This window comes from Agrobacterium sp. O3.4 (genome assembly GCF_041414895.1).
GTDB lineage: Bacteria > Pseudomonadota > Alphaproteobacteria > Rhizobiales > Rhizobiaceae > Agrobacterium > Agrobacterium cucumeris.
This window is the reverse complement of record NZ_JALPZP010000001.1, coordinates 1,968,745-1,989,657: the sequence shown is the minus strand read 5'-3', so window position 1 is coordinate 1,989,657 and position 20,913 is coordinate 1,968,745. Positions and strand designations below refer to the sequence as shown.

16 protein-coding genes are annotated in these 20,913 nt (G+C 58.4%); 6 read left to right on the top strand and 10 right to left on the bottom strand.

What is annotated here, in order from left to right:
- Positions 1 to 151: 151 nt before the first annotated feature.
- Complete coding sequence (purD, locus tag M0412_RS09645; RefSeq protein ID WP_269698607.1) at positions 152 to 1,423, bottom strand: phosphoribosylamine--glycine ligase; 1,272 nt, start codon at positions 1,421 to 1,423, stop codon at positions 152 to 154.
- 424 nt (positions 1,424 to 1,847) lie between these two features.
- On the opposite strand from purD, the gene M0412_RS09640 reads away from it, so the two are divergent.
- From M0412_RS09640 to ubiA, 4 genes are all read left to right on the top strand, one after another.
- A complete protein-coding gene (locus M0412_RS09640; protein WP_269698606.1) occupies positions 1,848 to 4,172 on the top strand; it encodes a Tex family protein in 2,325 nt (774 codons plus the stop codon).
- Positions 4,173 to 4,340: 168 nt separating this feature from the next.
- Complete coding sequence (locus M0412_RS09635; protein ID WP_269698605.1) at positions 4,341 to 5,597, top strand: cyclopropane-fatty-acyl-phospholipid synthase family protein; 1,257 nt, start codon at positions 4,341 to 4,343, stop codon at positions 5,595 to 5,597.
- A 237-nt stretch (positions 5,598 to 5,834) separates the two neighbouring features.
- A complete protein-coding gene (locus M0412_RS09630) occupies positions 5,835 to 6,635 on the top strand; it encodes a MipA/OmpV family protein (protein WP_035219028.1) in 801 nt (266 codons plus the stop codon).
- 264 nt (positions 6,636 to 6,899) lie between these two features.
- A complete protein-coding gene (ubiA, locus tag M0412_RS09625) occupies positions 6,900 to 7,853 on the top strand; it encodes a 4-hydroxybenzoate octaprenyltransferase (protein WP_269698604.1) in 954 nt (317 codons plus the stop codon).
- A 77-nt stretch (positions 7,854 to 7,930) separates the two neighbouring features.
- Here the strand turns inward: ubiA and M0412_RS09620 are convergent, their stop codons facing one another.
- Positions 7,931 to 8,497, bottom strand: a complete 567-nt coding sequence (locus M0412_RS09620; protein ID WP_142839137.1) for a DUF6101 family protein — start codon at positions 8,495 to 8,497, stop codon at positions 7,931 to 7,933.
- A gap of 367 nt (positions 8,498 to 8,864) precedes the next feature.
- Here M0412_RS09620 and M0412_RS09615 point away from each other — a divergent pair, with 367 nt between their 5' ends.
- Positions 8,865 to 11,303, top strand: coding sequence for a DUF1217 domain-containing protein (locus tag M0412_RS09615; RefSeq protein ID WP_142839138.1), 2,439 nt, complete (start codon positions 8,865 to 8,867; stop codon positions 11,301 to 11,303).
- A 67-nt stretch (positions 11,304 to 11,370) separates the two neighbouring features.
- On the opposite strand, the gene M0412_RS09610 is transcribed toward M0412_RS09615, so the two are convergent.
- Positions 11,371 to 12,321 carry a LysR substrate-binding domain-containing protein gene (locus M0412_RS09610; RefSeq protein ID WP_142839139.1) on the bottom strand — a complete coding sequence of 317 codons (951 nt, stop codon included), beginning with the start codon at positions 12,319 to 12,321 and terminating at the stop codon, positions 11,371 to 11,373.
- Between the two features lie 202 nt (positions 12,322 to 12,523).
- Here M0412_RS09610 and M0412_RS09605 point away from each other — a divergent pair, with 202 nt between their 5' ends.
- Entirely contained in the window at positions 12,524 to 12,817 is a 294-nt protein-coding gene (locus M0412_RS09605; protein WP_142839140.1) for a DUF1127 domain-containing protein, read from the top strand.
- A gap of 199 nt (positions 12,818 to 13,016) precedes the next feature.
- On the opposite strand, the gene M0412_RS09600 is transcribed toward M0412_RS09605, so the two are convergent.
- From M0412_RS09600 to M0412_RS09570, 7 genes are all read right to left on the bottom strand, one after another.
- Positions 13,017 to 14,390 carry a glutamate--cysteine ligase gene (locus M0412_RS09600; RefSeq protein WP_142839141.1) on the bottom strand — a complete coding sequence of 458 codons (1,374 nt, stop codon included), beginning with the start codon at positions 14,388 to 14,390 and terminating at the stop codon, positions 13,017 to 13,019.
- Positions 14,391 to 14,508: 118 nt separating this feature from the next.
- Positions 14,509 to 15,246: a 16S rRNA (uracil(1498)-N(3))-methyltransferase gene (locus M0412_RS09595; RefSeq protein ID WP_269698603.1), complete on the bottom strand. Its 738-nt coding sequence runs from the start codon at positions 15,244 to 15,246 to the stop codon at positions 14,509 to 14,511.
- Between the two features lie 17 nt (positions 15,247 to 15,263).
- Positions 15,264 to 16,769, bottom strand: coding sequence for an inorganic phosphate transporter (locus M0412_RS09590; RefSeq protein ID WP_269698602.1), 1,506 nt, complete (start codon positions 16,767 to 16,769; stop codon positions 15,264 to 15,266).
- Between the two features lie 163 nt (positions 16,770 to 16,932).
- Positions 16,933 to 17,373, bottom strand: coding sequence for an NUDIX hydrolase (locus M0412_RS09585; RefSeq protein WP_161991133.1), 441 nt, complete (start codon positions 17,371 to 17,373; stop codon positions 16,933 to 16,935).
- A gap of 260 nt (positions 17,374 to 17,633) precedes the next feature.
- Entirely contained in the window at positions 17,634 to 18,404 is a 771-nt protein-coding gene (locus M0412_RS09580) for an HAD-IIB family hydrolase (RefSeq protein WP_269698601.1), read from the bottom strand.
- Entirely contained in the window at positions 18,401 to 19,747 is a 1,347-nt protein-coding gene (locus M0412_RS09575) for a glycosyltransferase family 1 protein (protein ID WP_161991134.1), read from the bottom strand. The genes M0412_RS09580 and M0412_RS09575 overlap by 4 nt, the downstream gene beginning before the upstream one ends.
- 103 nt (positions 19,748 to 19,850) lie before the next feature.
- Positions 19,851 to 20,624 (bottom strand): FadR/GntR family transcriptional regulator, encoded by a 774-nt coding sequence (locus M0412_RS09570; protein ID WP_269698600.1) that lies wholly within the window; start codon positions 20,622 to 20,624, stop codon positions 19,851 to 19,853.
- Positions 20,625 to 20,913 lie beyond the last annotated feature (289 nt).

Below are 20,913 nucleotides of genomic sequence, written 5' to 3'. Positions count from 1 at the left end.
AAACCCCCGAAATAACCGCAAAACCCGTGGCTCAGGCACGGCGCGTCATTCAATATTCAGGCAAATATTACTGGTCTTTCGTTTCCATCGGGTCAGCAAACTTGGTAAAAATTGAACGAAATATTCGCCCCATCACCGTTTGCTGCAAGTATCAGGCCTTTTCCCGGGCCACGGCCTGCCAGCCGATATCGCGGCGGCAGAAGCCGTTTTCCCATTCAACCCTGTCCGTGAGTGCATAGGCGCGTGCCTGCGCCTCCGTCACGTCTTTTCCTAAGGCGGTGACGTTCAGCACACGTCCGCCGGTTGCGACGAGTTTGCCGTCCTTCAGTGCCGTTCCGGCATGGAAGACCTTCGCCTCCGCGCTGGCCTCGGGAACATGGGCAATCGGCGTGTTCTTGTCGTAAGCGCCGGGATAACCTTTGGAAGCCAGAACGACAGTCAGCGCCGCATCATCGCGCCATTCCGCCTGCACCTTGTCCAATGTGCCGGTGGCGGTGGCGTAGAGGATCGGCAGAAGGTCGCTCTTGAGGCGCATCATCAGCACCTGGCACTCGGGATCGCCGAAGCGCACATTATATTCGATCAGTTCCGGGCCTTTGGCGGTGATCATCAGGCCGGCGAAGAACACGCCCGAGAAGGGATTGCCGTCCTTGGCCATGCCGGAAATCGTCGGCTCGATGATCTCCTTCATGGTGCGCTCCACCATGGCAGGCGTCATGACGGGGGCGGGGGAATAGGCGCCCATGCCGCCGGTATTCGGGCCGGTATCGCCATCGCCGACGCGTTTGTGATCCTGCGCGGTTGCAAGCGCCAGCGCCGTCTTGCCGTCCGAAAGGCAGAAGAAGCTCGCTTCCTCACCATCGAGGAAGGCTTCCACCACCACTTCGGCGCCGGCCGTGCCGAAAGCGCCATCGAAACATTCGTCGATGGCGGCAAGCGCTTCCGCTTCCGTCATCGCCACGGTCACGCCCTTGCCGGCGGCAAGCCCGTCCGCCTTGATGACGATGGGCGCACCCTGTTCACGAACATAGTCCCTGGCCGGTTCGGCGGATTTGAAACGCTGGTAAGCGCCGGTCGGAATATCGTAACGGGCGCAGAGATCCTTGGTGAAGCCCTTCGAGCCCTCAAGCTGGGCAGCAGCCTTCGAAGGTCCGAAAGTCGCGATGCCGGCGGCACGCAGATCATCCGCAAGACCCGCCACCAGCGGCGCTTCCGGGCCGATAACGACGAAGTCGATCGCCTTTTCCTTTGCAAAGGCGATGACGGCGGCGTGGTCTTCTACGTTCAGCGCCACCAGCGTCGCGTGGTCGGCAATGCCGGGATTGCCGGGGGCGGCATAAAGCGCATCGAGCAGGGGAGACTGGGCGATTTTCCACGCCAGCGCATGTTCGCGTCCGCCGGAACCGATCAACAGAACTTTCATGGTCAACACCCCTGCAAATTCGCCAGTAACCTTGTGTCAGGGGCGTTAAGGGCAGGGGGGCGAAAGGTCAAGACGAATATATGGCGATTGTCGCGCGTTGAGCCTGCGAATAGAGGCTGCAAATCCCTCCTGCGTCATGCCGGACTTGATCCGGTATCCAGCCACGGCGCGTCTGCGCCGTGAAGGGAGCCTTTTGCGATCAACGACTTGGTCGCACTGGACCCCGGGTCAAGTCCGGGGTGACGGTGTGCGGATGGTGCCATTCTGCCTCAGGAATCGCTTTTCGAGACGCCGCAGTCACTACGAAGAATCGCCTGTCTTTCCCCTGAAGCCAGCCTTTCCTGTGGAATCGTTGTCGCCTCTTGTTGTCACGCCACAATCAGACATTATGTTCGCCGCTCCAGACGCCACATCAGAGAACCTCATGACCGCAGATAATGCCCGCCTCGCCACGCTCATCGCCTCCGAAATCAACGCCCGCCCCGATCAGGTGAAGGCGGCGGTGGGGCTGCTGGACGAGGGCGCGACCGTTCCCTTCATCGCCCGTTACCGCAAGGAGGTGACCGGCGGCCTTGATGACACCCAGCTTCGAACGCTGGCGGAACGCCTTGTCTACCTGCGGGAACTCAATGCGCGCCGCGCCTCCATCGTCGAGACCATCAACGGTCAGGGGAAGATGACCGATGCGCTGATGGTCAAGATCATGCAGGCGGGCACCAAGGCGGAACTGGAAGACCTCTATCTGCCCTATAAGCCGAAGCGCCGAACCCGCGCGGAAATCGCTCGCGAACGGGGTCTCGGTCCGCTGGCGCAAGCCATCTGGGATAACCGCGCCAGCGATCCGGCAAAGCTTGCGGAGGCCTATATCAAGGGTGAAGTAGCAGATGTGAAGGCAGCGCTTGAAGGCGCGCGCGACATCGTGGCCGAGACGATGACGGAAAATGCCGATCTTCTCGGTCGGCTGCGCGACTATATGCGCCAGAACGCCATTTTCCGCGCCAAGGTGGTGGATGGCAAACAGGCGAGCGGCGAGAAGTTCTCCGACTATTTCGATCATTTCGAACGCTGGGCAACCGTGCCGGGCCACCGTGCGCTCGCCATGCTGCGCGGCTGGAACGAAGAAGTGCTGACACTGACGATCGATGTCGATGCTGATGATCCGTCGCCGGTCAAGCCGGCCCAACGCACCGTCGCTGCCGCCTTCGATATCCGCAATGCCGGCCCCGCCGATCAGTGGCTGATGGAAGTGGCGGGCTGGACCTGGCGTGTGAAGCTCTCCATGTCGCTGTCGCTCGATCTCATGCGCGAAGTGCGTGAGCGGGCCGAAGAAGAGGCGATCAATGTTTTCGCCCGCAATCTGAAAGACCTGCTACTGGCGGCACCGGCGGGTTCCCGCGCCACCATGGGTCTCGATCCCGGCATCCGCACCGGCGTCAAGGTGGCCGTGGTGGATGGCACCGGCAAGCTCCTGGAGACCACGACGGTCTATCCATTCCCGCCGAAGAACGATGTGCGCGGCACGCAGGCGGAACTCGCTATGCTCATCCGCAAGCACAATGTCGAGCTGATTGCCATCGGCAATGGCACCGGCAGCCGCGAAACGGAGAAGCTGGTGGCGGATCTTCTGGCGCAGATGCCCGCTTCGGCTTCCGGCACAAAACCCACCAAGGTCATCGTTTCGGAAGCGGGTGCATCGGTCTATTCCGCTTCGGAACGGGCGGCGGCAGAATTCCCCAATCTCGACGTTTCGCTGCGCGGGGCTGTCTCCATTGCCCGCCGCCTTCAGGATCCATTGGCGGAACTGGTGAAGATCGAACCGAAATCCATCGGCGTTGGTCAATATCAGCACGATGTCGATCAGGGCCGCCTCAGCCGCTCGCTTGATGCCGTCGTGGAAGATGCGGTGAATGCCGTCGGCGTTGATCTCAATACGGCCTCGTCGCCGCTTCTGGCGCGTGTGTCCGGTCTTGGCAGTTCGATCGCCGACGCCATCGTCGCCCATCGCGATCAGACTGGCCCCTTTTCAAGCCGTAAGGATTTGCTGAAGGTGCCGCGGCTTGGCCAGCGCACCTTCGAACAATGCGCCGGCTTCCTGCGCATCCCGAACGGCAAGGAACCGCTGGATGCGTCTTCGGTTCACCCGGAAGCCTATGGTGTGGCGAAAAAGATCGTCGCCGCCTGCGGCCGCGATCTGCGCACGTTGATGGGCGACAGCGCCACGCTGAAGGGGCTCGATCCGAAACGCTTCATCGATGAACAGTTCGGCCTGCCGACCGTCAAGGACATCATCGCCGAGCTGGAAAAACCCGGCCGCGACCCGCGCCCGAGCTTCAAGACCGCGACCTTCGCAGACGGTGTGGACGAGATTACCGATCTGAAGCCGGGCATGTTGCTGGAAGGCACCGTCACCAACGTTGCTGCGTTCGGTGCTTTCGTGGATATCGGCGTGCATCAGGATGGGCTGGTGCATGTCTCGCAGCTTGCCGACCGTTTCGTGAAAGACCCGCATGAGGTCGTCAAGGCGGGCGATGTCGTTAAGGTCCGAGTCGTTGAAGTGGATGTGAAACGCAAGCGCATCGGTCTCACCATGCGCAAGGATGGCGGTGAGGCAGCGCCTCAGCCGATGCGTGAGAAGGGCAATGCCAGCGCCATGCGCCACGCGACATCCAAGCCGAAAGATCGCAACGAGGGGTCGCAATCCGGTGGTGCTCTTGCCGCCGCACTGGCTGAAGCAATGAAGCGACGCTGACCTAGGGTTGAAATGATTTTTTACCGAAAAGCCCTGCCGGGTACCCCGGCAGGGCTTTTTATTTGATGAAATCGTTCAATTTTTTTGAAATAAGACTATCTTGAAACTTGTGCCGAAAGGAATACGGTCAGCAAAATTGATAAGTGAGACTTAGCAATTGGGGGTGCCATGGCGTCGTCTCTGCATGTTCTTCTCGAAAAGATAATCAAGATCGGTGATCTTGCCGTCCACAGCCCGCAGGGTAGCCGCACATTTGGCGACGGCACTGGAAAACGGGTTGTTCTGAATTTCACCGACGAAGCCGCCATGCAGGAGATCGCTGCCGATCCTGCATTGAAACTCGCCGAAATTTATATGGAAGGCCGTATGACCATCGCCGAGGGCGATATTTACGACTTTCTGGCACTGGTCAAAGGCAATACGCTGAGCGAAGCCTTGTCCTTCGGCATGGTCTGGCGCGGCATGGCGCGCATCATCGCCGCCCGCATCAAGATGCATCTGCCGGTCAATCACAACAAGAGCAACGTCGCCCATCATTATGATCTGAGCGCCAAGCTGTTTGACCTCTTCCTTGATGAGGACTGGCAATATTCCTGCGCTTATTTCAACCCGCCCGGTATCAGCCTCTATGAGGCGCAGGTTGCCAAAAAACGGCATATCGCTGCCAAGCTGATGACCGAGCCGGGCCAGAGCGTGCTGGAGATCGGTTCCGGTTGGGGCGGCATGGCGATGTATGTCGCCGAAAGCGCCGGTGCCGATGTGACGGGCATCACGCTCAGCGAAGAGCAGCTGCGTGTTTCCCGCGACCGGGCGGCAAAACGCGGTATCGCCGGCAATGTCCGCTTCGAATTGCAGGATTACCGTTATCTGCCCGCCTCGAAGAAATATGATCGCATCGTCTCCGTCGGCATGTTCGAACATGTCGGGCCGACGCATTATCGCGATTACTTCGACAAGGTGGCGGAGGTGCTCGATGACAAGGGCGTGATGGTACTGCACTCCATCGGTCAGCCCTATCCGGCACTGGCGACCAACCCCTTCATCGAAAAATATATTTTCCCCGGCGGCTATATCCCTTCGCTTGCCGAGGTGCTGCCGGCGATCCAGAAGTCGGGACTGCTGGTAAAGGATATCGAAATTCTGCCCATGCATTACGCCCATACGCTGCGGCACTGGCGAGAACGTTTCGTGGCGCGCAAGGCCGAGGCGATCGCACTTTACGACGAGCGCTTCTTCCGCATGTGGGAATTTTATCTGGCGGGGTCCGAAATGGCCTTCACCCATGAAAATTTCCATATTTTCCAGATCCAGCTCGCCAAGGATCGCGATGCCGTGCCGCATAATCGCGATTACATCGCCCGCAACGAGGCGAAGCTGCTGGAGTTTGAAAAGACCCGTCCACCTCTGGAGAAGGTAACGTTCTAGGGCCTGGGCATTTTCCACCGTCATGCCGGACCTGATCCGGCATCCAGCCAGCCCAAGTCCTTGGGCTGAAAAGTGTCTTCCCGCCGCGCCGACGCGTGTCGGCTGGATTCCGGCTCAGGGTCGGAATAACGGAAGAGGTAGTCGCCAGTTTTCTTCCTGCGCTGGTTAATGGAATGGAAAGACAATCCCTCTAATTCTACGGGCACCTGTCTGTATTGCGTTTCTGGGGTTCTTTTCATGTTCAAGCCATCAGCGGCAGTCGCCGCCTGTGTCCTGTCGCTTTTTGCTGTGGGCAACGCCCATGCCGAAGGCTGGTTTTCCGGCGACTGGTATCTGAAGCTCGGCGGTGCGGGTTTCACTGCGCCGAAATATCAGGGCGATAACAAGAATGAATTCGGCTTCTCGCCGATCATTTCACTCGGACGTCAGGGGCAGGGCGCGCGCTTCACCTCCCGCAACGACAGCGCCTCGATCTCGCTTCTGGACAATGGTCCGATCAGCATGGGTCTTGCCGGCAAGCTGGTTTCTCCGCGTGACGAAGGCGACTCTTCCGATCTGAAAGGCATGACCCGCATCAAGCGCGGTGGCGAGCTTGGCGGTTTCGCCGAAGCCTATCCGACCGACTGGCTGCGCGTTCGTGGTGAAGTCCGTCAGGGCATCCGCAGCCATAGCGGCGTGGTCGGTGATGTTGCCGTTGATGCCTTCACCGATATCGCCCCTGGCATCCAGATTTCCGCCGGCCCGCGCGCCACATGGGTGAGTAGCAAATATAACGAGCGCTATTACGGCGTTAGCGCAGCGCAGACAGCTGCCGGCGCGCCTTCGCCCTATAGCCCGGGCGGTGGCCTTCATTCCGCCGGCATCGGCGCCGCCATCACCTGGAAGGTTACCGAGAACGCCGAAGTCGGTTCGTTTGCGGAATATCGCCGCCTGACGGGCGACGCCGCCGACAGCTCGCTGGTGCGCGAGCGCGGTTCGAAAAACCAGTTCATCATCGGCGTTCAGGCAAGCTATAAATTCAATTTCTCGCTGCCCTGAGGTAGATGAACGCGTTGTTTGGAGATTGAAAACCCGCAGCATTCTGCTGCGGGTTTTTTCTATCCAAATAATCGGTGTCATCCTCGGGCGTGACCCGAGGATCCATTGATTTCAACGGGTGGTGGATCCTCGGGTCAAGCCCGAGGATGACAGTGGAGAGGTGAGGCGCTTTGCCGGTCGCCCGAGGGCAAATCACCAAAAACCGCGCATCTTTGCACTTTGAAAACCGTTCCGATTTTCCCGCCAATGCTGTAGAACCATCCCATGGTTCACCACAGCGATTTATCAGACCGCGTTTCCGACGCGCCATCCAATAACTGGGTCTATCGCATTTTGCCGAGGTCCCTCTGGCCCTATGCGCAGCTCGCAAGATGGGATCGCCCCATCGGCTGGCAATTGCTGATGTGGCCGTGTTTCTGGTCCGCCGCCCTTGCGGCCAATGCTGCGACGGTGAGCGGCGGCTTTTCCTGGGGCACGCTGATCTGGCACCTGGTGCTGTTTTTCATCGGATCGGTGGCGATGCGCGGTGCCGGTTGCACCTATAATGATCTGGCCGACCACAAGATCGACATGGCCGTGGCGCGCACCCGTTCCCGGCCGCTGCCATCGGGCCGCGTGACCCGGCTGCAGGCCAAGGTCTTCATCGTGTTGCAGGCGCTTGCCGGATTTCTGGTGCTCTTGCAGTTCAACAGCTTTGCAATCGCGACAGGCATCTTCTCGCTGATCTTCGTGGCGATCTATCCTTTTGCCAAGCGCTTCACCAACTGGCCGCAATTTTTCCTCGGCCTTGCCTTTTCGTGGGGCGCACTGATGGGCTGGGCCGGGCAGTTCGGATCGATCGCCTGGCCGGCTGTCCTGCTTTATGTCGGCTCCATCGCCTGGACGATCGGTTATGATACAATCTACGCCCATCAGGACAAGGAAGACGACACGGCAGTCGGCATCGGTTCGACCGCCCTGCTGTTTGGAGAAAACACACATCGCTGGCTGGTTTTTCTTTATGGCACAGCCCTTGCCATGATCGCCCTGTCCTTCTGGGGCGCGGGCGTTAACGTCATTGCCTATAGCGGCCTTGCCGCTGCGGCCATCATGTTGTTCCGCCAGGTCTGGGTGCTGGATATCGACGACGTCGAGCAATGCCTCGTATTGTTCAAATCCAACAACCGTGTCGGCGTGATGATTTTTGCCGGCCTCATCCTGCCGCTTCTGCTGGTGTGAACCACCGGAATAAAGATACGAAAAAAGCCCGGCCGCATTGTTGCGCGCCGGGCTTTTGATTGTCTTGCTGAAGGTTATCAGCTGCGGGCGATGATTTCCTTGCCCTCGATCTTCATGCTCATGCCGAGCGAGCCGGTGGAGCGACGAACGAGGAAGCGCGGGCGGCGATCGGCGAAATAGGAATGGCGGCGGCGCGGGCGGGTATTCTGGGTGCGCACCTTGCCGAGATGTTCTTCCAGCGGGCGGGCAACGCCATCGGCTTCCACCATCAGCATGGGAATGCGGTAGGCTTCAGACCAGCTGCGCCAGTCGGCGGCGATATCGCAGAGATCATGGGCGACCAGCAGCGGAACGCAGAGATCCGGATCATCATGGTGAAGTTCCAGCGTCACGGTTACCTGGCCGTCGCCATGGTCGATGGCGCGGGCGGCAACGCCCTTGAAGGCGCGGGCTGGCAGGGCGAAAGACAAAGGCAGGCCGGAAGAGGACAGAACCTTTCTCAGAACGGCGCCCCGTTCATCGAGCGTCACGGCGACGTCGGTCGTGCCGTTACCTTTTCCATAGGTGACCTGTTGCGGAAAACGTGCCGGGTCGAGTCTGAGTGTGGCAACGGCCCAGTCGGGCTTCAGAACGGTCTTGGTCATGTTTAATCTACCCTTGTTTTACCTGAGAGCCGGTTTCCGGTCTTCTCATCGGGACTTTTCGTCCTCTGATGTCAGGAGATTATCCGCCGCATGTTCGAGACTGCTTAAAAATCGCGGTTAAGAAAACTTTGCATTCCCAAATGGTTAGCAAAACCCACTGTGGCATGGTTTCGTTTGCGTAAAGCCGATTGAGACAATGCGGTTTTTATCATCCCTGAAAATGTGCTCTTTCAAGCTCCGGGCAAGCAGCGTCATGCATAGTCCTGCCAAGGCTTGCCGTGCGTCCGGATGGGGCGTGATGGGTGGATTTAAAAACCGGAACCTCGATGCTCCCGAAGGGATGCGCGATGTTCCAGAGGACATTCAGATGGTATCGACGTATCTCAGCTACGACCTCATCAACCGCGATATGAAGACGAGCATCTCGCGCGTGGCGCAGCAGGGTCTCATCGAGCGGCAGACGAAATATTACAAGGAAAACATCGGCAATGTGAAAAGCGTTGACGAGTTCCTGAATAATTATCAGCTCTATTCCTACGCCATGGATGCCTTCGGTCTCGGTGAGATGACCTACGCCAAGGCCTTCATGAAGAAGGTTCTGGAAAGCGACCTGAACGACCAGAACAGCTTTGCCAACAAGCTGACCGATGAGCGCTACCGCGAATTCGCCGCAGCCTTCAACTTCACGGCGTCGACGAAGACCGTCCAGACGGAGGCCCAGCTCGACAAGATGATCGGGCTTTACGGTACGTCGATATCTGATCTCGATAACAGCCTTTCGGAAGAAACGCGTTATTACAAGGCGATCATCGGCTCTGTCACCAATGTGGATCAGCTGCTGCAGAATGACAGGGCCCGCGCCTATATTTTCCAGGTCTTCAGCATCGACGAGAAGACCTTTACCTATGCCCATATCCGCGGATTGATGACGAGTGACATCGCCGATCCCGATAGCTATCTCAACCAGAAATTCGGTGCCGCCTATAATGACGCGGTCGAAAAGCTGGCGATGAAAGGCAATATCGAACTGCACGGGCAGGTCACGGCCCGCATCACCGCCATCGACACCTCGCTTGCGGGGACAGATCTGACCACCGAGCAGCGCACGGCGCTCGAGGCGGAAAAGGTGACGAGGCAGGATCAACTGACGCAGCTTGAAGCCGTGTTGCCACCGAAGAGCGAGTGGCAAGCGAAACTCGCCGCAATCACGGCGGAGCAGACGAAGCTGTCGAACACCGTCACGCAATATAACAAGATGGCGCAGCTTGCGGCCGCCTTCGAGTTCAAGAACGACGGCACCGTGGCCGCTGGCGGAGCGCAGAAGGCCGACAACGTCAAAGTGATGACGGATGCCTATATCGCTAGCGCGCCGCGCGTGACGCCGACGGTCGCCACCCTGCACAGGGATTATTTCGAATCGAAGATCGGCTCTATCAAGACGGTGGCCGAACTGACCTCGGATGCACGCCTTCTCAACTATATAAAGGTTGCTTTCGATCTGAACGATGTGACCATCGTCAAGGCGACGATCGAGAATATTCTGACCAGCGATCTGAGCGACCCGAACAACTACATCGCGACTTTCGGCAAGAACGACAAGCGCTACATCGCCATGAGAAATGCGTTCAACTTCCAGGCGGACGGAACGCTTGCCGCCGGCACGACGCCCCAGACGACGTTGCAGACCGCGACCACCACCAACGGCTATATGACCCATTATAACGACAAGGATGACGCGGCCGACGCGAATGCGCTCAAACTGTTCAAGAGCGACATAAAAAGCGTCACATCCGTCAAGGACTTTCTCGACAGTAGCGCGGTCTATAACTACGCGCTGAAGTCGGTCGGTCTCGACCCGGCCAAGGTGAATGTTTCCGATATCCGCAAGGTCCTTACCAGCGACCTGCAGGACAAGAAGAGCTACGTCTATACGCTGAAGGACGAGCGCTACGTCAAGCTGGCGGAGCTTTTCAACTTCAAGTCCGACGGGAGTTTGGGGTCTCCCGTTCTGGCCCAGTCGGAAATCGAAATGCAGACCATGTCGGCTGACTATATCAAGAAGAAGTCGGCATTCGGCACGGAGAAGGACAAGGAAGCGGCCAAGAAAGAGGCTGCATATTTCACCGCCGAGATGCAGAAGGTCAAGACGCTGAAGGACTTTCTGGCCAATGATCGCCTGACGAAATTTGCGATGGAATCACTGGGCATCGATCCGAAAACCGTGACGAAGGAACAGTTGGGAAAGATATTCTCTTCCAAGCTGGATGACAGCGAAAGCTACGTTAACAAGGAAATGGATCCGGTCTTCCGCCGCCTCGTCACCGCCTTCAACTTCGATACGGACGGCAATATCCTTCGCGAAGACCGCAGCTTGATCCAGACGCGGCGTGGCCTTTACGAGACGCTGGACAATTACCTGACCCAGACGCTGGAAACGCAGGCGGGTGAAGAGAATGCCGGCGTGCGCCTGGCGCTCTATTTCAAGCGCATGGCGGCAGGAACGACGTCCTATTATTCCATCCTCGCCGACACCGCGATCCAGAATTTCATCAACACCACCTTTGGTATTCCCGATGAACTCGGCAACGCCCCGGTCGATACGCAGGTGTCGATGATGAAGAAATATTTCGACATCGAGGATTTTCAGGATCCGGAAAAAGTCAAGAAACTCGTCGCCCGTTTCACCATCATGTATGACAACGCGCAGAATACCATGGATCCGATCATGATGCTGTTCAATGGCAGCGGCTCGGCGGGTATCAGCGGCGAAACGCTGCTGGCGGTCGCGTCCCTGCGGGCGCGTTAAGGGGAACACGCAAACGCGTAACAGAAAGGCCGGAACTTACCCCGGCCTTTCTATTTGTATTATCCGTTCACCACCCTGGCAGCATGTGCCCGGCGCGCAGGCGCGGCATCTTCGGGTAGGTCTTCACGTCACTGTCCATTTCGTCGGCGACGTTCATCGGCGAGATGTTGTCGAGGCAGGCGGTGATGTGGTCGGTAATCGCATTCACCAGCGAGGGGGAAAGGCCCGGCCGTTTCATCAGGCCGATCTGCACCGGCGGCAGCGGTGGGAAACCGTCGGCGGCGGTCAGAACCTTCATGCCGGTGCGCAACGCCGATTCCGGCAGCACCGAGACGGCCATGCCGGCCAGCACGGCGGCGGCCACCACCGTGGAAGACCAGCTGGTGAACAGAACCTGATAATCCCGCCCGTCGGCATCGAGCGCCGAACAGGCAAGCTGCCGCCAGTGGCAGTCGCGCCGGCCGACGGCAAGCGGCACCGGCGCGTCATCCTTCAGCGGATGGTTGGCGGAAGCGACCCAGCAGAGCGGTTCGGTGCGAACCACGTCCGAAGAACGGGCGCGGGGATTGTGGGTGACCAGCGCAATATCCAGCTCGCCGCGCGCCATTTTTTCGGCAAGGCTGACCGAAGGTTCGCAGACGATGTAAAGCTCGACATTCGGATGGGTCTTGGCGAAACGGCCGATGATTTCCGGCATGTAACGGTCGGCATAGTCATCGGGCGTGCCGATGCGCAATGTACCTTCGAGCCGGTTGTCGTCAAAGGCGGCGATCGCCTCGTTGTTGAGGCGGATGATACGGCGGGCGTAATTCATCAGCTTTTCGCCCTCCGCCGTCAGGCGGTTGCCACGCCCGTCCTTGGCGAAAAGCTGTTTGCCGATCCGCTCCTCAAGCCGCCGCATCTGCATGGAGACGGCGGATTGTGTCTTGAAAACGCGGTCGGCGGCTTTAGTGAAGCTGCCCGTATCGACGATGGCGATGAAGGTGTGCAGCTGATCTATATCGAGAGGTGCGGACATGGATGGTCATCCATCAGAATGATTGATGTCTTACATTAGAAACATTCGTTGGACTGATCAATAGTCTTGCGACATTTTGACTTCAAGCAAATCAATCTCAACCACGGGCCGGCGAAACGCTGGGCCCCAACCCAAGGCAGCTTCTCGCGCGTGGTGCGTCGGGGGCGGTGCCGCATCGTGCCGTTACGGAAGGATAAGTGTCATGCGCACGGCAGAACGGAGAATGGAACTGGAACTTGCAACCACAAGGCAGAGCGACACCCTGCGTCGCATCGTCTTCGGTGGTGCTTCGGCCGTGAAAACGTTTTTGCAGCGCATTTACAATCGTATCGTCGCCAATGGGCTGACCGAGCTTGACGACCGCCTTCTTGCCGATATCGGGCTGGCGCATTCGGACGTGCGGGACGCGCTTAATACCGGCCTGTTCGAAGATCCGACCGCTCATCTGACCCGCGCCGCACGCAAGCGGGCAGTGACACGGTTCAAGACGCCGTAAATCAAACTTGCGCAGTTCCAGCGGGCCTCCAGCGGCTGGAACTGCTTCGAACCCAAGAGTTTTCCCCGCAGGGTGATTTGCCAATAGCCCTGCCTTTGCCCGGTGTCAGGCCCCTCGGCCGCGCCGGGCTTTTTTGTGGCTTCGCTTTGCCTGCGTTTACGCGGCTCCCTGACCCTACAATGAGGTTCGCCGGGATATCTTAATACTGATATTCTTCGAACACCGGCAGCACAGAGCCGCCCCAGCGTCCGTTATAGAGCGCCAGCAGGTCTTCGGCGAGCGTGGTCTTCTTGGCCAGCACCTCGTCCAGCGACGAAAGGAACACGGTCTCGTCCTGGCCTTCGCCGTTCAGCCTGTTACGGTTTTTAAGGCCGGTGCGGGAAATATCGACAACCTCGCGGGCGATACCCAGAAGCGGCTTGCCGGCGATCTCGGCGGAAAGGCCCTTGACCGGCACGGCGTCGCGAAGTGCGATCACCTCGTCGAAGCTCCAGCCGGCGGTCAGCGCATCGGCAGCGTCAAGCGCTTCCTGATTATAAAGAAGGCCAACCCAGAAAGCCGGCAGGGCGCAGATGCGCCTCCAAGGGCCGCCATCGGCGCCGCGCATTTCGAGGAAACGCTTCAGGCGCACATCCGGGAAGAGGGTGGAGAGATGGTTTGTCCAGTCACCCATGGTCGGCTGCCAATCGGCGATTTCGCCCTTCAGCGCACCGTTCATGAACTGACGGAAGGTAACATGGGTGCAATCATGATATTTGCTGTCGCGCACGATGAAATACATCGGCACATCAAGCGCCCATTCGACATAGTCCTTGAAGCCGAAATCGTCGTTGAAGGTAAAGGGCAGCACGCCGGAACGCTGATTGTCGGTGTCGCGCCAGATATCGCCGCGCCAAGAGAGAAGGCCGTTCGGCTTGCCTTCGGTAAAGGGCGAGGAGGCAAACAGTGCGGTTGCCAGCGATTGCAGCTTCATGGAAACGCGCATCTTCTGGCGCATATCCGCTTCGGAGGAAAAGTCGAGGTTCACCTGGATCGTACAGGTGCGATACATCATGTCGAGACCCTTGGTCCCGACCTTCGGCATATAACGCGTCATGATCGCATAGCGTGATTTGGGCATATGCGGTGTTTCGTCATAGCTCCACAGCGGGCTGCCGCCGATGCCGAGGAAACGGATGCCCATCGGCTCGGCCACTTCGCGAAGGGTCGCCAGATGCTGGTTGGATTCCTTGCAGGTCTGGTGCAGGTTTTCGAGAGGTGCGCCCGATAGTTCGAACTGGCCGCCCGGCTCGATGGAGATGGCCCCCATGCCGTGCTGTTCGCCAAGCCCGATGATGTTCTCACCATCCATGATCGGCTCCCAGCCGAGCTTGGCCTGCATGCCCTTCAGAAGGGCGGAAATGCTGGCCTCGCCGAAATAGGGAACGGGGCTGTTGTCCTCACGGAAGAATGCAAATTTCTCGTGCTCGGTGCCGATGCGGAAATCGGTTTCGGCTTTGTTACCGCCCGCCAGATAGTCTGTAAGCTCCGTGACGGAGGAGAGGGGTGTCTGGTCGGTCGTGTCGCGTGCCATGGCTTACCTTGTTATGACGTCTCTGTTGCGGCGAGGCATATGATTGGCAGATAGAGCCGGATCGCATCCGGAGGCAAATGAATTTCTTTTAAAGATGCATCAAGCGTAATATTCCACCTCAGTTCCAGTCACCGATGGTCGCCTGAATGACCGCCAATGCTGCGACGGCGGCCGTATCCGCCCTCAGGATGCGCGGCCCGAGCGGAATGGGGGTAACGAAGGCGAGATTGCGCAGAAGTTCCCGTTCTTCCTCGGAAAACCCGCCTTCCGGGCCAACCAGCAGGGCAATTTTACGTTCCTTGATGGATTGCAGAACCGGCAGCGGGTTTTGTCCCGCATCGCCTTCGTCGCAATAGATGATGCGCCGGTCCTGCGGCCAGTTCTCCAGCATGTCTTTCAGCTTCACCGGCTCGGCGACATCAGGCAGAGACAGAATGCCGCATTGTTCGGCGGCCTCGACAGCGTTGGCGCGCAGTTTCTCGGTGTTGTGGATCTTGCCCTGAACATGCTGCGTCATCACTGGCTGCAACAGGCCGGCACCCATTTCGACCGCCTTCTGCACCAGATAATCCATGCGCCCGACCTTCAACGGTGCAAAGAGATAATGCAGATCCGACGCGTCCGGCTGTGGCCGCGTCTGCTCCAGGGGGACGAGAACGATCTTCTTGCGGCTCGGAAAGGACAGTTTCGCCTTCCACTCGCCGTCGCGGCCGTTGAACAGCAGAATCTCCGCCCCATCCGTCATGCGCAGCACATTGGCGAGATAGTTGAACTGTTCGCCCGTCGCCTCCAGTGCCATGTCCGTAGCAAGTGGGGCTTCGATAAACAGACGTTGCATCCGGAAATTTGCGCGCATGGGATTTGGTTTCGGGTTCACAGAAAGATGGAAGACATCAGCCAGTACAGCAGCGCCGCAAGCGTGGCGCTTGCGGGAACGGTGACCAGCCAGGCAGCGATGATCGTCATGAAGTGGGAACGACGGACAAGGTAGCGGCGGCGCACCTCGGAAGGATTGTCGGCAAACCGTGCGGTCCGGCGGATATCCCCGGTGCCCGCATTGACGAGTTCCTGCCGCCGGCGCGATGACTGTGTGTACCATTCACGGAAGAAACCGACGCCGAATACCGCGCCGATTGCCGTATGGGTAGTGCTGACCGGCAGGCCGAAGCGTGAGGCGACAAGAACGGTGAGCGCGGTGGCCACGGAAACACAAAAGGCGCGCATGGGATTAAGCTTGGTGATCTGCTCACCGACAAGGCGGATGAGGCGCGGGCCATAAAGCAAAATACCGAAGGAAAGGCCGAATGCGCCGACCAGCATCACCCAGAGTGGTGCGCGGGCGGACGTCTCCACCGCTTCGTTGTGCAATGCCCGCACGATGGCCACCACCGGGCCGATGGCGTTGGAAACGTCATTTGCCCCGTGCGCGAAGGACATCAATCCCGCGGCGAGCACGAGCGGCCATTGGAACAGCGTTCGCAGCGACTGGTTGCGGTTCTCCAGCCCTTGCGATTGTTTGCGGATGATCGGCACGCAGAGACGCCAGGCAACGAGGCCGGTCACGAGCCCGATGAGGCTGGCATGGCCCAATGACACATGCATGAGCTGCCGCAGCCCCACCCAGATGAGATAGGCCGCAAAAACCCCCGCCATCAGGCCGATAAGAACAGGCACCCACAGCCGCGCGGCTTCGATCTTGTCCTCGCGGTAGATGATGCATTCCTTGATGAAGGCAAGGATGAGGATGGCGATGGCGGCACTGATGAAGGGTGCCAGCACCCATGCGAAGGCAATGCTGCCGAGCGACAGCCAGTCGACTGCACCGATGCCATACGCGGCCATGCCCGCACCCGCAACGCCGCCAACCACCGTATGGGTGGTGGAAATCGGCGCTTTGGTCCAGGTGGAAAGATTGACGAGAAGGCCGGCGGCGAGAAGTGCCGACAGCATCGCCCAGGAAAATGCGGTCCTGTCGGGAATGGTCTGGACGTTGATGATCCCGCTGGAAATGGTTTCGACCACATTGCCGCCGGTGATGAGGGCACCGGCGATCTCGCAGATGGCGGCAATGATGAGTGCTGCGGCAAGCGGCAGGGCCTTGGCGCCAACCGCCGGGCCGACATTGTTCGTTACGTCGTTCGCGCCGATATTGATCGCCATATAGGCGCCAATGGCGACGGCGGCGATGATGATGACCGAGCCGTCGGTGCCTGTGACGAAGGCACCGGCAAATATCGCCGCCAGGACAACGAACATGAACCCAGCGCCAAGGCCGGCAAGCTGCTGCGTGACGTGCAGCGTCGCCTCTTCGACACGGGTGATCTTGTCGAGATCCTTGTCGAGCGTCGGTTTCATGTTCGATGGTGGCTTTATTGCCAATTCAGACCTCGTTTGCCAACATTCCCTCTCGTCCGGCAATGTCGCAGGTTGAAGGCAATTTTACAGAAAGACTGTTACATCTCGCACATCTTTCCAAAATGAAAGACGATAAAAGCCATGTTGGAAAAACAAACTGCACATTGCCACGCTTCGGGCGTCGGCGCTATTTCGAATGCGCCATCCGCTTGTCGAAAGCGAGCATCAGCGCCTTCAGTTCCGGCTCATTAACCCGCCTGTTTGCTTCCTGTGGAGTGACCCATTCCAGCTTTCTGGAGTCTCTTTCGGGAAAGCTCTCCTGCATTTCCGAGACTTCGAGCAGATGCACCTGAACCCTGCACGGCACGTTGACGCCGCTGTTCAGTTTTTTCTCATATTCATAAAAGCCGAAGGGAGCCTTCTCTACCGTGCCTTTGACACCGGCTTCTTCATAGGCTTCCTGTTCGGCCACCGCATGGGCCTTCTTGCCGCCCATCGGCCAGCCCTTGGGAATGACCCATCGTCCCGTATCCCTGCTGGTCAACAGCAGAACTTCCGGCTCCGGATGTTTTTTGGACAATCGATAGCACAGCGCCGCATATTGCTGTCGCGGCGGTCTGCGCAACATCAAGCCAACGTCTGTCGCCAATCGATTCAAAATCTTCAATCCGTATAAATCCTTGTTTGCCGGGTAGTGATAATTGCTAATATAGATACACTGTATGTTCCGCCAATCCCCCTTCATCCATAACCCACTATTGTCTTCATGCTGATGAAGATTAAGGGGCACAGATGGAGGCGAACGGAAGCTTGCCGGGGTTCCCGGTTTAACAGCCGATTGCGGAATTCCGTATCTGTCTGCTTCAGGTCATTCGGAACGCGAACCGCTCAACGGTTGCGGCCGGAATTGCGCTGGCCCGCATCCAGTCCCCAATGTCGGAGGCCTTCCATCACACCATCCGCTTCAGTCGCGCCCGAGAGGTAAAACCGGCTATTGCGGTTTGCCAGGGAAACAAGTTCCGGCAAGGCATTGCCAACGATCACACCGCGAACGTCATTTAACTCGAACATCGCTCGATCATTGCCAGTATCGCCCGCAACGACCGATTCGTCGAGACCGATATGCAGTTGTCCACATAACCATGCCAGTGCGGCACCCTTGTCGGCGGCCTTTGGCAATATGTCGAGGTCGCGACCGCTGGAATAAACGATGCGGGCATCGATATCAGCCGCCAGCAGCGCGTTTTCAATATCGGCAAGCGCCTTTTCATCGGCATCATGCAGGAACCAGCTGGATTTGAGGCCATGCTGATATTGCTCTTCCTGCATCGTCACATCGGCTATGCGGCCCATGACATCGGCAATCCGCTTCGGATCGAAGCCGGTGCCGAGTGAGTGCCTGTAAGCGCTTTCCAGTTCGCTGCGCTCCTTGGCATGCAGCATGGTTCCAACACCGCCGATGATATAATCGGGCGGTGGCAGCGGCACCTCTTCCAACAGCGCAAGCTGGTCATCGACCAGCCTGCCGCTGTTAAAGACCAGAACCGGACGATACTCGTCCGGCAATGATTGCCAGAAATCGCGGAACCGGCGCGTGGCATCGTTGTTGCCGACAACGGTTCCGTCGAGATCGGTGGAAAAAAGGCGAAGTGGTCTCAATCGCCGTCATTCCACGGTTCGGCCCAGTCCGCCTCTTCGAGAACCGGCATCATGGTCCTGCCTTCAACAAGCGCCAGCAATTGCTGGGCAATGCCCGTCCAGGTGAACAGGCTGCGCGCCTTGTGCGCGCCCATGCGCGAAAGCCGCCCGTAAAGCCGCTCATGCTTGAAGGGTTTCATCATGGTAATGCCGAGGTCTTCCTTGTCGAAAGGATCGGCAAACAATGCATGGCGGCCATAGCTCACAGCCCGGAATAGCCCGCCATGGATGGTAACGACGGTCGGCGTGCCGCTGGCCATCGCTTCGATCGCCGTCATGCCGAAAGGTTCGTAACGGCTGGAAAGCACGAAAAGATCGGCGGCGCGGTAGATATCCGGCAGGTCCTCATCCGCGACGTATCCGGAAAACGCCACCTTGTCTTCCAGTCCAAGCGCTTTCACGCGGTCCTTCAGCTGGTTGAGAATGGTGGTTTCCTGTTCGTCCATGTTCTCGCCGCCGACGGCCAGATGCAGGCGGGCTTCCGGTTCGCGCTCGGCAAGGACGGAAAAGCCGTCGATCAAAAGGTCGTAACCCTTGTTGGTGGCCAGCCGCCCCAGCGCCAGCACCACCTTGCCCTCGAAACCGAAACGCTGGCGGATCATCTGCCGCGTCGCATCCGAAACCGGGAAGAAGCGGTTGTCGTCATAACCCGGCGGGATCATGTGGATGTGTTTGCGCTTTTGCCCGTAATCTTCAATCAGCACGTCAAGCTGAACCGGCGTCGTGGCAATCACCATGTCGCAGCTGCGATAGATGATCAGCTCGTGCTGGATGCGCTCCTTGAAATTGAATTCCAGTTCGAACGTATCGGCCTTTTCCGGATAGTCGGTCTCCATCTGGCGTTTCTTCCAGATGCCGAGCGAATGCGGTGTGTGCAGATGCGGGATTTTCAGCGCTTCGGACAGTCGCTGCCCGGCCACGCCCGCATCCCAGTAATGGCTGTTGATGAAGGAGTAATTGAGGTCGTTTTTCTTGATGAAACGCAGTGCGTTTTCGCACCATTCCATCAGGTGGCGATGCAGATATTCCTTGGGAATGAAATCGCGCCCGCCACAGGGAATGCGCACCACACGGACGCGCTCGTCAACCTCGTCGAATTCCGGCTGGTCTTCGAAGCGGCGGGTATAAAGATCGACAGTATAACCGAGCTGGCCGAGTTTGCGTGCAAGCTCAAGCACATAAACCACCTGTCCACCGGTGTCGGCAGCGCCCAGTGGCGGGTGCGCGGCGACATAGCCATGCGTCGATATGAGAGCTATCCGCGGATAGCGTTCAGTTTCGCTCGTGGTTGTCATGGGTCCCATCTTGGTAAATTTTTCCAATTAACCCGATAAAAAGACCAAAGAGCACAAAAGGTTCCATAAAAACCTGAATAAAATAGGTGCCGTATTTCGCCGGATAGCGTTTTCAGACGCTGCGCTGCTGCTGCCTCAAACGGGAAATCCGGTCCCATTCACGCGCCTGATGCGCCCTGGATGTCGTCTCTACGATGAAGTCGATATGAGCCTCTGCCGCAGCCCTTGCCGCCGCCGGATAGCCGCTCGCGATGGCGTCATGGATGGCGATATGCTGTCTCAGCACCTCGTCATGGGCGCCCGCGACGGTGAAGATGAGATGGCGATTGTAAAAGATGTCGTCGCTCAAAAGCCGGTAGCAGGACCGCAACGTGTGCATCAGCACGATATTATGCGCCGCCTCGCCAATGGCGTTGTGAAATTCCACATCGCCGGAAAGCTCGTCATCGAAACGGCCGGCCTCATGGGCTTCCCGCATCCTGTCGACGATGGCGGCGAGGTTGCGCCTGTCCGGCTCTGTCGCCCGTTGCGCTGCAAGTTCGGCGGTCATGCCTTCGATATAACGGCGATATTCGAGAAAATCCCGCGTTGCCCGGCTGTGGCGGGTGATCAGCGCACTCAGGGGGTCGGAAAACACCGGGCCGACAATATCCGCGACGAACGTGCCGCCGCCATGTCTGCTGACGAGAAGGCCACGGGTTTCAAGCTCCTTCAGTGCTTCCCGAAGGATCGGCCGCGAGACGTCCAGCTTTTGCGCCAGTTCACGCTCGCCGGGCAGGCGGTCGCCATCCCGCAATATGCCGTCGAGGATCAGTTCCTCGAAGCGTAGGATCACCTCCTGCGATGTGCGGCTGTGCTCGATGCGCGCAAAAAGCGTTTCATCCATCGCAGAAGTCTCCGGCGAAATCCCGCCCCTGATTTTGATATTGGGCAAATTATCAGCCAAGCATTGCACTGGTCAAATATTCTGTCCAGTTCCGAGCGAGTGGCGTCTTGTGTAGCTGCGGCAACTCGGCATCTGCCTTTCCAAACTGGCTTTTGTTAAAGCAGGCTTGGGGCAGGGTGACGATGGCGGATTTTTGTCGTCAGATGGATCAAAACAATTACATCGGCTTCGATTGCGATGTTTTCATTGTGATCGATGTTTTAGAAATCCGGGATAGGAAGCGGGGACG

Excerpts from the sequence above, each read along its gene's own strand:
- purD (WP_269698607.1), bottom strand. The coding sequence starts at position 1,423 with ATGAAAGTTCTGTTGATCGGTTCCGGCGGACGCGAACATGCGCTGGCG.
- M0412_RS09640 (WP_269698606.1), top strand. The coding sequence starts at position 1,848 with ATGACCGCAGATAATGCCCGCCTCGCCACGCTCATCGCCTCCGAAATC.
- M0412_RS09635 (WP_269698605.1), top strand. The coding sequence starts at position 4,341 with ATGGCGTCGTCTCTGCATGTTCTTCTCGAAAAGATAATCAAGATCGGT.
- M0412_RS09630 (WP_035219028.1), top strand. The coding sequence starts at position 5,835 with ATGTTCAAGCCATCAGCGGCAGTCGCCGCCTGTGTCCTGTCGCTTTTT.
- ubiA (WP_269698604.1), top strand. The coding sequence starts at position 6,900 with ATGGTTCACCACAGCGATTTATCAGACCGCGTTTCCGACGCGCCATCC.
- M0412_RS09620 (WP_142839137.1), bottom strand. The coding sequence starts at position 8,497 with ATGACCAAGACCGTTCTGAAGCCCGACTGGGCCGTTGCCACACTCAGA.
- M0412_RS09615 (WP_142839138.1), top strand. The coding sequence starts at position 8,865 with ATGGTATCGACGTATCTCAGCTACGACCTCATCAACCGCGATATGAAG.
- M0412_RS09610 (WP_142839139.1), bottom strand. The coding sequence starts at position 12,321 with ATGTCCGCACCTCTCGATATAGATCAGCTGCACACCTTCATCGCCATC.
- M0412_RS09605 (WP_142839140.1), top strand. The coding sequence starts at position 12,524 with ATGCGCACGGCAGAACGGAGAATGGAACTGGAACTTGCAACCACAAGG.
- M0412_RS09600 (WP_142839141.1), bottom strand. The coding sequence starts at position 14,390 with ATGGCACGCGACACGACCGACCAGACACCCCTCTCCTCCGTCACGGAG.
- M0412_RS09595 (WP_269698603.1), bottom strand. The coding sequence starts at position 15,246 with ATGCGCGCAAATTTCCGGATGCAACGTCTGTTTATCGAAGCCCCACTT.
- M0412_RS09585 (WP_161991133.1), bottom strand. The coding sequence starts at position 17,373 with ATGTTGCGCAGACCGCCGCGACAGCAATATGCGGCGCTGTGCTATCGA.
- M0412_RS09575 (WP_161991134.1), bottom strand. The coding sequence starts at position 19,747 with ATGGGACCCATGACAACCACGAGCGAAACTGAACGCTATCCGCGGATA.
- M0412_RS09570 (WP_269698600.1), bottom strand. The coding sequence starts at position 20,624 with ATGGATGAAACGCTTTTTGCGCGCATCGAGCACAGCCGCACATCGCAG.